The sequence below is a fragment of the Hyalangium ruber genome, assembly GCF_034259325.1.
Lineage (GTDB): Bacteria > Myxococcota > Myxococcia > Myxococcales > Myxococcaceae > Hyalangium_A > Hyalangium_A rubrum.
Genome location: NZ_JAXIVS010000007.1, coordinates 13,214 through 25,512 on the forward strand (window position 1 = coordinate 13,214; position 12,299 = coordinate 25,512).

General features: G+C 70.1%; 7 protein-coding genes. 1 reads left to right on the forward strand and 6 read right to left on the reverse strand.

What is annotated here, in order from left to right; all coding sequences use genetic code 11:
- Positions 1-2: 2 nt before the first annotated feature.
- From SYV04_RS20605 to SYV04_RS20625, 5 genes are all read right to left on the reverse strand, one after another.
- Positions 3-455, reverse strand: coding sequence for a hypothetical protein (locus SYV04_RS20605; RefSeq protein WP_321547565.1), 453 nt, complete (start codon positions 453-455; stop codon positions 3-5).
- 79 nt (positions 456-534) lie between these two features.
- A complete protein-coding gene (locus SYV04_RS20610; RefSeq protein WP_321547566.1) occupies positions 535-1,065 on the reverse strand; it encodes a hypothetical protein in 531 nt (176 codons plus the stop codon).
- 90 nt (positions 1,066-1,155) lie between these two features.
- On the reverse strand, positions 1,156-2,484 hold the full coding sequence (hemN, locus tag SYV04_RS20615) for an oxygen-independent coproporphyrinogen III oxidase (RefSeq protein WP_321547567.1): 1,329 nt from the start codon (positions 2,482-2,484) through the stop codon (positions 1,156-1,158).
- A gap of 156 nt (positions 2,485-2,640) precedes the next feature.
- Positions 2,641-8,565 (reverse strand): adventurous gliding motility protein AgmC, encoded by a 5,925-nt coding sequence (gene agmC, locus SYV04_RS20620; protein ID WP_321547568.1) that lies wholly within the window; start codon positions 8,563-8,565, stop codon positions 2,641-2,643.
- An 18-nt stretch (positions 8,566-8,583) separates the two neighbouring features.
- Positions 8,584-10,494 carry an OmpA family protein gene (locus SYV04_RS20625; RefSeq protein WP_321547569.1) on the reverse strand — a complete coding sequence of 637 codons (1,911 nt, stop codon included), beginning with the start codon at positions 10,492-10,494 and terminating at the stop codon, positions 8,584-8,586.
- A gap of 812 nt (positions 10,495-11,306) precedes the next feature.
- Between SYV04_RS20625 and SYV04_RS20630 the strand changes: the two genes are divergently transcribed.
- Positions 11,307-11,855, forward strand: a complete 549-nt coding sequence (locus tag SYV04_RS20630) for a hemerythrin domain-containing protein (RefSeq protein WP_321547570.1) — start codon at positions 11,307-11,309, stop codon at positions 11,853-11,855.
- Positions 11,856-11,870: 15 nt separating this feature from the next.
- On the opposite strand, the gene SYV04_RS20635 is transcribed toward SYV04_RS20630, so the two are convergent.
- On the reverse strand, positions 11,871-12,272 hold the full coding sequence (locus SYV04_RS20635) for a hypothetical protein (RefSeq protein ID WP_321547571.1): 402 nt from the start codon (positions 12,270-12,272) through the stop codon (positions 11,871-11,873).
- Positions 12,273-12,299 lie beyond the last annotated feature (27 nt).

The following is a 12,299-nucleotide window of genomic DNA, read 5'->3' on the forward strand; positions in this document are numbered from 1 at the left end:
GCCTACCCTCCCGAGAACTCACCCAGGATGACCCGCGCCCGGCCCTCCATGGGCAGGGCCTGCTCCTCCACGGTGGTAAAGCCCCGCTCCCGCGCCAGCGCCGCGAGGTGCCGCATCCACGGATTGTAGGGCATGCTGTTGTCGGAGCAGCACGGAACCACCGCGAACGGCAACCGGTGTATCGCCGCGTATTCAATGATGATTCGCGTGGCGCCGTCCGGGTGCATGCCCACGAGCAGCTCCGCCTCACACGGCTCGTCCAGGGTGAATGCTCTCTCCGCGAAGCGGACGGGTAGGTGCTTGTGGCGTAAGTCGAAGGTGGTGACGGTGCGCCCCAGCTTCGTCAGCGCCTCGTTCAACCGCCCCTGGCCCCCGGCGATGTCGAAGATGCGCGGTGCGGGGAAGCGCTCGACGAGGAAGCGGGCGAAGAGGTCGAAGCGGCGCTTGTCAGCCATGGGCCGTCTCTACCTCAAGTCTCGCCCGGGCGTCGCCGCGCGTCTTTCCGGCCACCCGGGCCAGCGCCCGCCCGCCGCCCTACCCCTCTGGAGGACCGGACAGCGCGCTCCAGATGGCCTCGGCGCCCGGAGCGTCCACCGTGCCGTGCAGGCTGGCCAGCACCCGGCCCTGCTCATCCAGGGCCAGCACGTAGGGCTGCCGGCTCGTCGCCAGTCCGAAGGTGTCCGCCAGCTTCCCGTTCTTGTCGAGCCAGGTGTCCGCCCAGAAGCGCCGGGGCACCTGCTCCTTCGCCCGGCCGCGCGCCATGCCGGTGCTCACGTAGAAGGGCAGGCTCAGGGAGATGATGGAGGCGCGGTGGACCTCCTCGGGGAGGCGGGCGGCCGCGCCGTCGAACCAGCGCCGCATCTCGTCTCCGGCGTGCTGCTCGGTCATCACCACGAGCAGCGTGCGCTGGCCCCTCCACTCGCTGCTCACGTGGGGCGTGTCGAGCAGGTCCTTCGCCGTGAAGGAGGGCACGCTCTCCCCCGGCCCCGGCAGCGCCCCCACCCGTCCCGGCAGGAGGAGGGCCGCCCCCATCCCCAGCACCACGAGAAGCCGAAGCATCGCCATGGCCCACCTCCTGTCCCTCTAGAGATGTGTACGGCCCCGCGCCCGCTCCAGCACGGGCGCGCGGGGAGGTGGCGCCCTGCCCGCCTGCCCCTACACCGTCCGGGAGAAATGCGGTGACGCGCTCCAGTGAAGGTAGGCATCGAAGACCATGGCCACGTTGCGCACGAAGAGCCGCCCCAGGGGCGTGAGCTCCAGTTGCGTGCCGGTGCGCACCAGCAGCCCGTCGTCCTCGAAGGCGCGCAGTTGCGCCAGCTCCTGCGCGAAGTAGCCCGCACCCTCCGGCCCCAGGTCCACCCAGAAGTTGCACATGAGCTGGGAGATGACCGAGCGCCGACGTTGGTCATCCTCGGACAGGCGCAGGCCGCGCACGGTGGCGAACCGGCCCTGCTTGATGTGGGCGGCGTAGCGCGGCAGCTCGCGGACGTTCTGGAAGTAGGCTCCCGCCACGTCGCTGATGCCGGTGCTGCCCACCGCCACCACGTCCGTGGCGGCCTTCACCGTGTAGCCCTGGAAGTTGCGCCCCAGCGTGCGCCGCTCCTGAGCCCGTGCCAGCTCGTCCTCCGGCACCGCGAAGTGGTCCATGCCGATGGGCCGGTAGCCCGCCTCCAGGAAGGTGGCGTAGGCCGCGCGGAACAGCTCCAGCTTCTCGCGCGGATCCGGTAGGGCCTGCGCCGGCAGCCGCTTCTGGTGCTTGAGCACCTGGGGCATGTACGCGAACGAGTACACCGCCAGCCGATCCGGCCGCATCTCCCGCACCTGCGCCAGCGTTCGCGCCCAGCCCTCGGGCTCCTGGTACGGCAGCCCGTAGATGAGATCGAAGTTCACCCCGGAGAAGCCCAGCGCCCGCGCGTGCTCCAGGAGGGCCCGCGTCTGCTCGGGCGTCTGGAGGCGGTTGGTCACCTCCTGGACCCGGGGGTCGAAGTCCTGCAGGCCCATGGAGAGCCGGTTGAAGCCGAGCCGCCGCAGCAGCGTGAGCTGCTCGGGAGTCGTCACCGCGGGGTGGACCTCGATGGCGAGCTCCGCGTCCGGCAGCGGGGTGAAGTGCCGGGTGAGTTCGCTCCACAGGCGCTCGAGCTGCGCCTCCGAGAGGAACGTGGGCGTCCCTCCGCCCCAGTGAACCTGCGCCAGGGCGCGCCGCTCGCCGAGCCGCTCCGCCAACAGCTCCAGCTCCAGGGACAGGTGGTCGAGGTAGCGATCCGCCGCGCACTGTTCCCGGCCGACGACGACGTTGCACCCGCAGTACCAGCAGAGGCTGCGGCAAAACGGGAGGTGGACGTAGAGGGAGAGCGGGGTCTCCTCCCCCGCCGTGCTGGCGACCGCGAGCCGCTCGGCGAACTCCTCCGCGCCCAGGTCGTGCCGCCACTCGGGGACGGTGGGATAGCTCGTGTAGCGCGGCCCCGGAACGTTGTACCGACGCATCAACGCTTCAGAGGGAGTCGGGACTTCGTGGGAAGCAAGCATGCTCCCTGCCGACTCCAAGGTTCGTGCCAGGGCCACGCCCCCGGCCTGGGAGCGCAACGCCCGCGCGGGGTTTGCGCCCGCGCGCAAGCGTTGCGCGTTCCAGGGGCTCCGGGACTACTCCCGACGCCTCCGGGCCAGCAGCGCCGAGAGCACCGCCAGGCCCACCATCGCCAGGGACGAGGGCGTGCTGCCGGTGGTCGTGCAGCCCACACCGCCGCCGATGATCGCTCGATCCACGGGGGGAGGCAGGACGTTCCAGGCGGCGGTGGCGGGGGTCGCATCCACGTTGCCCGCCCGGTCCTTGGCGCGCACCTGGAGGGTGTGCTCGCCCAGGGCGAGATCCTCGAAGGTGACGGGGTCCGCGCAGGCGGTGAAGGTGGCGCCATCGAGGCTGCACTCGTACGTCACCTCGGCCTCGGTGGAGCTGAAGTCGAACCGGGCGTCCGGTTCCACGGTGTCACCCGAGGGACCCGTGACGATGGTCGTGTCCGGTGCCGCCGTATCGATGATGAAGGCCACGCTCTGGGAAGGAGCGCTGGTGTTACCCGCGGCATCCGTAGCGGTGGCGACGAGGGTGTAGGGGCCATCCGCGAGCGGCGTGGTGGGCGTGAACGTCCAGTTGCCCGCCGCGTCCACCGTCACCGGGCCCACCTCGGTGCCATTGAGGGTCAACGTCACCGTGCTGCCGGGCTCGGTGGTGCCGGCGATCGCAGGCGTGTTGTCGCTCGTCACCGTGCCCCCGACGGGCTGGGTCACCACCGGCGCGGCCGGCGCCACGGTGTCGACGGTGAAGCGATTGACGTTGGAGCTCGGGCTGACGTTGCCTCCGGCGTTGGTGGCCACGGCGCTGACCTCGTGCGCGCCATCCGCGAGCGGGGTGGCGAGCGCGAACGTCCAGTTGCCCGAGGCATCCGACTGCGTGATGCCCAGCGCGGCGCCATCCAGGAACACCGTCACCGTGAGGTTGGGCTCGGACGTGCCGGTGATGACGGGCGTGTTGTTGTTGGTCAGTGAGTCGTTCGCCGGCGTGAGCACCACCGGCGCCGCGGGAATCGTCGCGTCCACGATGAAGGTGTTGGTCGCGGAGTCAGGGCCGGTGTTGCCCACCGCATCCCTGGCGTGCGCCCGCACCGTGTGCGTGCCATTCGCGAGCCCCGTGGTGGGCGTGAAGCTCCAGGTGCCCGCCGCACTCGCCGGCGTCGTCCCCACCTCCACCCCGTCCACGATGAGGGTGACGGTGCTGTTCGGCTCCGCCGTGCCGCTGTAGGTCGGCGTGTTGTCGCCGATCGTCTCCCCATCGGCCGGCGTGAGCACCACCGGTGCGGCTGGGGCCGTCGTGTCCACGGTGAACGTGTGGGTGGCCGAGTCCGCGCTGGTGTTGCCCACCGCATCCGCCGCCCGCGCCAGGACCGAGTGCGGACCGTCCGCCAGGGGCGTGGTGGGCGTGAAGCTCCAAGTGCCACCGGTCGCCACCACCGTGGTCAACACGTTGCCATCCACCACGATGGTGACCGTGCTGCCCGCCTCTGCCGTGCCGCTGTAGGTCGGCGTGTTGTCGCTGATCGTCACCCCATCGGCCGGCGTGAGCACCGCCGGTGCCGCCGGAGCCGTGGTGTCCACGGTGAAGCCGTTGGTGGCCGAGTCCGGACCCGTGTTGCCCAGCGCATCCGTGGCCCGCGCCAGCACCGTGTGCGGACCATCGGCCAGCGCCGCCGTGGGCGTGAAGCTCCAGGTGCCGTCGGTCGCCACCACCGTGGTCAGTACGCTGCCGTCCACGACGAGGGTGACCGTGCTGCCCACCTCCGCCGTGCCGCTGTAGGTCGGCGTGTTGTCGCTGATCGTCACCCCGTTGGCCGGCGTGAGCACCACCGGCGCCGCAGGAGCCAGCGTGTCCACGGTGAATCCGTTGGTGGCCGAGTCCAGGCTGGTGTTGCCCACCGCATCGGCCGCCCGGGCCCGGACCGTATGCGGGCCATCGGCCAGCGCCACGGTCGGCGTGAAGCTCCAGGTACCGTCGGTCGCCGTCACCGTGGTCACCGCCGTCCCATCCACATAGATGGTGACGAGGCTGCCCAGCTCCGCCGTGCCGCTGTAGGTCGGCGTGTTGTCGCTGGTCGTCGTCCCATCGGCCGGCGTGAGCACCACCGGCGCGGCTGGGGCCGTCGTGTCCACGGTGAACGTGTGGGTGGCCGAGTCCGCGCTGATGTTGCCCACCGCGTCCGTGGCCTGTGCCAGCACCGTGTGCGGGCCGTCCGCCAGAGGCGTGGTGGGCGTGAAGCTCCAGGTGCCGTCGGTCGCCACCACCGTGGTCAGCACGCTGCCGTCCACGACGAGGGTGACCGTGCTGCCTGCCTCCGCCGTCCCGCTGTAGGTCGGCGTGTTGTCGCTGATCGTCACCCCGTTGGCCGGCGTCAGCACCACCGGTGCCGCCGGAGCCGTGGTGTCCACGGTGAAGCCGTTGGTGGCCGAGTCCGGACCCGTGTTGCCCAGCGCATCCGTGGCCCGCGCCAGCACCGTGTGCGGCCCGTCGGCCAGGGGCGTGGTAGGCGTGAAGCTCCAGGTGCCATCGGTCGCCACCACCGTGGTCAGCACGCTGCCGTCCACGACGAGGGTGACCGTGCTGCCTGCCTCCGCCGTCCCGCTGTAGGTCGGCGTGTTGTCGCTGATCGTCACCCCGTTGGCCGGCGTCAACACCACCGGCGCCGCAGGGGCCAGCGTGTCCACGATGAAGTTGTTGGTCGCGGAATCCACGCTGGTGTTGCCCACCGCGTCCTCCGCTCTCGCCCGGACCGCATGGGGACCATCGGCCAGCGCCACGGTCGGCGTGAAGCTCCAGGTGCCATCGGCCGCCACCACCGTGGTCACCGCCGTTCCATCCACGTAGATGGTGACGAGGCTGCCCAGCTCCGCCGTGCCGCTGTAGGTCGGCGTGTTGTCGCTGATCGTCACCCCGTTGGCCGGCGTCAGCACCACCGGCGCCGCAGGCGGTGTGGTGTCCACGGTGAACGTGTTGGTGTTGGAGTCCGGGCCGGTGTTGCCCAGCGTATCCGTGGCCCGCGCCAGCACTGTGTGCGGCCCGTCGGCCAGGGGCGTGGTGGGCGTGAAGCTCCAGGTGCCACCGGTGGCCACCACCGTGGTCAGCACGCTGCCGTCCACAATGATGGTGACGGTGCTGCCCGCCTCCGCCGTGCCGCTGTAGGTCGGCGTGTTGTCGTTGATCGTCGCCCCGTTGGCCGGCGTGAGCACCACCGGTGCGGACGGGGCCGTCGTATCCACGATGAACGTGTTGGTGTTGGAGTCCGGGCTGATGTTGCCCACCGTGTCCGCCGCCCGCGCCACCACCGTGTGCGAACCGTCCGCCAGCGGCGTAGTGGGCGTGAAGCTCCAGGTGCCACCGGTCGCAACCACCGTGGTCAGCACCGCTCCGTCCACGATGATGGAGACCGTGCTGCCTGCCTCCGCCGTGCCGCTGTAGGTCGGCGTGTTGTCACTGGTCGTCGTCCCGTTGGCCGGTGTGAGCACCACCGGAGGGGCCGGCGGCGTGGTGTCCACGAAGAACGTGTTGGTGTTGGAGTCCACGCTGGTGTTGCCCAGCGCATCGGCCGCACGTGCTCGCACCATGTGCAGCCCATCCGCCAACTGCGTGGTGGGCGAGAAGCTCCAGGTGCCATCGGTCGCCACCACCGTGGTCACCACCGCTCCATCCACGATGATGGTGACGGTGCTGCCCACCTCCGCCGTGCCGCTGTAGGTCGGCGTGTTGTCACCGGTCGTCGACCCGTTGGCTGGAGTAATCACCACCGGAGCCGGGGGCGGCGTGGTGTCCACGATGAAGTTATTGGTGGCCGAGTCCGGGCCGGTGTTGCCCACCGAGTCCGTGGCCCGCGCCAGCACCGTGTGAGGCCCATCCGGAATCACCGTGGTGGGTGTGAAGCTCCAGGTGCCACCGGTGGCCACCACCGTGGTCAGCACGTTCCCGTCCACGATGATGGTGACCGTGCTGCCCGCCTCCGCCGTGCCGCTGTAGGTCGGCGTGCTGTCGTTGATCGTCACCCCGTTGGCCGGCGTCAGCACCACCGGCGCCGAGGGGGGAGAGACATCCACGGTGAAGGTGTTGGTGTTGGAGTCCGGGCTGGTGTTGCCCGCGGCATCCGACGCCCGGGCCATCACCGTGTGCGGGCCGTTCGGCAGCGCCACGGTGGGCGTGAAGCTCCAGGTCCCCCCAGCGGTCGCCGTGACGGTGGTCAACACGCTTCCGTCCACGAGGATGGTGACGGTGCTGTCCGCCTCCGCCGTGCCGCTATAGGTCGGCGTGTTGTCGCTGATCGTCACCCCGTTGGCGGGAGTCAGCACCACCGGCGCCGGAGGGGCGATGAGGTCCACCGTGAAGTTGTTGGTGGGGCTCGGAGGGCTCTGCAGACCCAGGCCCGTGTTGATCGCCACGGCATAGATGGTGTGGCTGCCCGACGCCAGCGGCGTGGTCGGAGTGAACGACCAGTTGCCCGAGGCATCCGGGGTGACGCGCGCCACCTCGGCGCCATCGACATAGATGATGACCTGGGTCCCCGCCTGCGCGGACGGATCGAGCGTTCCGCTGTAGATCGGCGTGGTGTCGTTGGTGCTCGAGTTGTGAGCAGGCGTCACCACCGTGGGGATGGGCAGCGAGGTGTAGCAACCCGGGATGGTCTCGATGAGCCCAGGCCCGCCAGGCTCCGCGCCGTAGGGATTCCCCTCGTCCGGGAAGCCCGGATCCGGGTGCGTGCCGGCGTTACCGCCTCGGACGGAGTTCTCCACCGGGGTGCAAGTGCCGCCGCAAGCCTGAATGAGGATGCGACCACCACCGCCACCACCGCCGGGGCCAACGAAGGTCCCGCCCGCCTCGGCATTCGTGCTGCTGCCATTGCCGCCCATGGCCTCGAGGGCGACGCAGTTCGCATTCCCCGCGAACCGCATGTGGATGCTGCCGCCCGCGCCACCGCCGCTTCCGCCTGTCGTGCCAGCGGCCGCGGCGTTGATGCCATTGCTGACGATGCTGCCGCCACCGGTCAGATTGGTCGCCCGGAAGAAGATGATGCCGCCGCCTCTGCCACCCGGCTGCCCCAGGCTGTTCGCGGCGTGTCCCGTACCGCCCGAACCGCCCGGCGTCATGTGATTGACCAGGGAGTAGAGCAGCGCCGTGCCACCCTCTCCTCCCACCGGCCGACTCCCATCCAGGAGCAGGTCGCTGTTACCGCCCTGACCACCGGCGCCATAGTTGCCACCACCGCCGCCACCCGAGCTGAGGCACACCCCGCCCGCTCCGCCGTTGGTCACTCGCCCGCGCCCGGTCTGGTTCGTTCCAAAACGCCCCGGGGCGATCCCGTTCCCCTTCTGGCCACCGCGAGGAGCAGGCTCGTCCAGGCCGGTGCAGCCCACCGCGCCGGTGTTGTCCACCACGGACTGGGGGTTGCCGAAGCCGCGGTTCGTGGCGCTGATGGAGCCATCATTGGTCACCGTGCCCGTGGCCAGGAAGGCCACGATGCCGCCAGTGTTCGTGAGCGGGGTCCACTGCTGGGCGATGATGCTCCGGGTCGGGCCGATGGAGACGCTGGTGAACTCGGGCACCCGGACCACCTGGGTGCCAGGAGACGCGTAGGAGTACAGCAGCGGCTCTCTCAGGGTCAGCAACGTCGACGTCCCGGAGGCCAGCCGTGCCAGTTCCCAGCGGCCCACCATGTTGTTGCTGAGATCGATGGGCCCCGCGCTCCCCGAGGGCGGCTCGGGGCTGATGCCCGTCGTCTGTATCACCAGCACCAGGTCGTCCCCGCCGAAGGACCCTGAGCCCGTGACGGCATTGATCGGGATCTGGGTGGCGCCGGCGGGCACCGCCGACGTCACCCGGGCGTAGGCGTTGATGACGGAGTTGAAGCCCGCGCCGTATGCGCCGTCGCTGCCGTTGCCCAGGAAGTAGGTGTCAGCCCCGGCCAGTGCTGGCAGCGCACTCACGGTCACCGCCAGCAGCGCGGCGCGGAGGAGGGTTCTCAGGAGTGTGTTCGTCATGTGGCTCATTCCCCGCGGTTAGCGCTGCTCTTCGCCCTCGCGGGGCGTGGTGAGGAACTCGACCCGGCGGTTGGCCGCCCGGCCCTGCTCCGTGGTGTTCGACGCGACGGGACGATCCTTGCCGAGGCCCCTCGCCTCCAGCCGCGCGGGCGCCACGCCCTTGCGGATGAGGTAGGTGCGCACCGCGTCCGCGCGCCGCTGCGACAGGTCGCGGTTGAAGTCCAGGGTGCCCGTCTCGTCCGTGTGGCCCTCGATCCAGACCTTCTCCAGCTCGGGGTGCTCGATGATGACCTTGGCCACCTGATCCAGCAGCTTGAAGCTGCGGCGCTGGATCGTCGACTTGCCGGAGTCGAAGAAGACCTTGTCCTTGATCTCGATGCGGTCCTGCTGGATCTCCACCAGCTGCTTCTGCTGCACCGGGCAGCCCTGGTTGTCGACAGGGCCCGCCTCGGTCGGGCAGTTGTCGCGGTGATCCGGCAGCGTGTCGCCGTCCGTGTCCTTGGACGGGCAGCCCTGCAGCTCGCGGATGCCAGGCTCGGTCGGGCACTTGTCCTCGGAGTCCTGGATGCCGTCCTTGTCCGTGTCCGGGCAGCCCTGGAACTCACGCACGCCCGCCACCGCCGGGCACTTGTCCTCGGAGTCCTGGATGCCGTCCTTGTCCGCGTCCGGGCAGCCCTGGAACTCGCGCACGCCCGCCACCGCCGGGCACTTGTCCTCGGAGTCCTGGATGCCGTCCTTGTCCGTGTCCGGGCAGCCCTGGAACTCGCTCAGGCCTGGCACCTCCGGGCACCGGTCGTCCGGATCGACGATTCCATCGCCGTCCGAGTCCTTCACCGGGCAGCCCTTCTCATCCACCCGGCCACCCTGGGCCACGCACGTGTCGTCACGGTTCTGCACCCCGTCGTTGTCGTCATCCAGCTCGGGGCACTCCTCGGGAGCATGGTCGCCGCCCGCCACGCACTTGGGCGGCACACCTCCATAGGCCACGCCCAGGAGCCCGCGGAAGATGGGTGTGCCGGGCGCCTCTCCCAGCCCGATGCCCGCCAGCGCGTAGGCTTCCAGCGAGGCGTTCAGCGGCAGCCGCGCGCCGGCCAGCACCTCCAGGGCGCTGCCCTCGCGGTTGAAGGGAACCGCGGCGATGAGGTTCAGCTCGCCGCGCAGCCCCTCGCCCGTGGTGGCCACCGCCGCGCCCAACCGCAGCATCGTGCCCACCTCGTCCTGGATGTTCTCGTCGGGGCTGAGCACGGTGCTTGAGCGCAGCATCACCCCCACATCCGCCGCGGCGCGCAGGAAGCCAAAGCCCTTGCCCACCATCACACTGGGGAGGATGCGCGCGGAGCTGTCCCGCGCCAGCGCCGAGGCGCTGCCCACGGGCAGGCCCACCTGCGCGCCGAGGGCCAGGTCCACCGCGTTCTCGTCACGCTGGGACAGCAGCCCCAGGCGCACCGAGAGGTGCGGGGTTCCCAGGGCCGGGCCCGAGGCGGGCTTGGGCAGCCCGCGTCCCGTCAGGTCGTCGCCGCTCTGGGTGAGCAGCAACGGCAGCTGCGCGGCCACCTCCACCCGGTTGAACAGACCGTACGCCGCCGTCAGGTGGCCCGTCAGCCGACTGCCCACCAGCGCTCCCACCCGCTCGCCGTTCTCGTGAACCACCAGCGGATCACTCTGGTAGTGGCCCGTGAAGGAGAAGCGATAGCCGCGGCGCTGCAGCAGCTCACCCGTGCCCAGCAGCAGCGAGCCCGTGCCCGCGGGGTTGAGCGTGATGCGCTCCAGCTCGATCTGCGGCAGCCCTTCCAGCTGCGCGGAGGCGGCGGAACCCGTCAACAACGTGCCGAGCGCCAACAGGCGCACCAGGGCGAACGGGGAGCGCGGCAGACGCGCGCGTCGGGCTGCTCTGGCCGGCGAGCCGGTGAGCGGTGTCACTTCGGTCATGTCTCGTCCTCTTCCTGAGAGGGCAACGGCACTGAACTGGGAGAAACGCGGTGGGGGCCGCGCCAGGACGTTATTGATCAAACACCATCGTACCCGTTCAGGCGCGGGCCGGCACGTTACGCTCCTACACTCGAGGTGAAGGCACGCCCCAGCCCCTCTGCTACAGGAAGCAACGGCCTGGAGCGCGACGTCCGACATCCGCCCTCGGGACCGAACCTGTTGGATTGGGCTACCCCCCTTCGCGGGAGGTATCGCGTGCGCAGTCTCCTCGGGAGAACGGCGGTGCGGACACTCCCGCGGGGCGCGGTGTGCGCCCGGGTGACGCCTCGCGGGCGGGTGGAGCGCGACCTCCACGCCGTCCACGACAAGCCGGGAAAGGTGACGAAAGCCCGCGTCGAGCGTTACCATGCGTCTCAGCCCCGTGAGGGCACCGGCGAGAACACGCGGGTGCGCTTCCGGCAGGGGGGAGATGACGACATGTGGCAGCGCCTGAATGCACCTCGGCAGCCCACGCTCATCCACCGGGGCTTTCTCCTCCCAACGCGTCCTCTCCCCGAGCCCGGGCCACGCCTTCAGGGAAGCGTATTGAAAAAACCGCTCCCCTCTGGCGCCTGGAAGATTCTTCGTGTATTGAACACTTCAGGCGTTTTTCTTGAATTTCAATCAAACCAAGGAAGCCTTCTTTCCTTCGGTTTACTTCTCCCGCTCATCACACTTCCCGCGCATGGGGGCGACACCCCATGTTGAGGCCGGCGCGGCCCCGTTCGCTGTCCCGCTCTTTCTTGCCAACCCGCCGTCGTAACCCCACCGCCATGCGCATGTCCTCTCCTCCTCCATCGCCCGCCAAGTCCCAGAACACCCCGGACCCGCTTCAGCTGCTGCTGGAGAGTCACCAGCAGATGCGCAAGTTCGCCGCGCTCGCCGCCCAGCTGGGCAAGGCCCGCGGCAAACAGCCCGCGGAGCTGTCCGAGGCCGCCTCGCAGATCATCCGCTACTTCACCCTGGGCATGCCCATGCACGCCGAGGACGAGGACTACTCGCTGGCCCCGCGCCTGTTCGACGTGACGCTCCCGCCCGAGGTCATCAAGGGCCTGTGGGAGATGGCGCGCCAGCACGAGGACCTCGAGCGCGCGGTGGATGAGCTGCTGCCGGCGTGGGTCGCCGTGCGCGACACGCCCGAGCGTCACCGCGAGCTGGCGGCCTACCTGACGCTGGGCGGGCGGCAGCTCATGTCGCAGGTGGAGGAGCACCTCTCCATGGAGGAGCAGCGCCTCTTCCCGCTCATCCGCGAGCGGCTGGATGAGGAGACGCTGGCGGTCATCGCCATGGAGATCCTCGACCGGCGGGGTCAGCTGGCCTGAGCCCGCGGGGCCGGCTCAGCCGGCCAACGAGGTGTGGGTGAGGACGCCACGGCCAATGGCCATGATGGCGCCGACGATGAGCACCAGGGCGGCGGCCACGGCGATGACCGGCAACAGGTAGCCGGGGTTGGGGCGCTTGCGGTTGATGCTCAGCAGCGCGTGGGTCACCCCGATGGCCAGGATCATCATCACGATGTGTCCGATGAGCCTCGGGTAGTAGCGGCCCAGGGCCACCATGACGAGGCCCAGCAGCATCTGCAAGTCGAGCAGCCCGGCGAAGATGGCGCCCATGACGCGCCCGCCCTTGCCGAAGGGGCGCTTGGCCACGAGCCCGGACAGGAAATACGCCAGGGCCACCAGGCCCGCGAGCAGCACGAGGTAGCGCAGCCCGGAGTGGGCATGGAACAGGATGTTCATGCCCGCCTCTTACTACCCGCGAGAGCG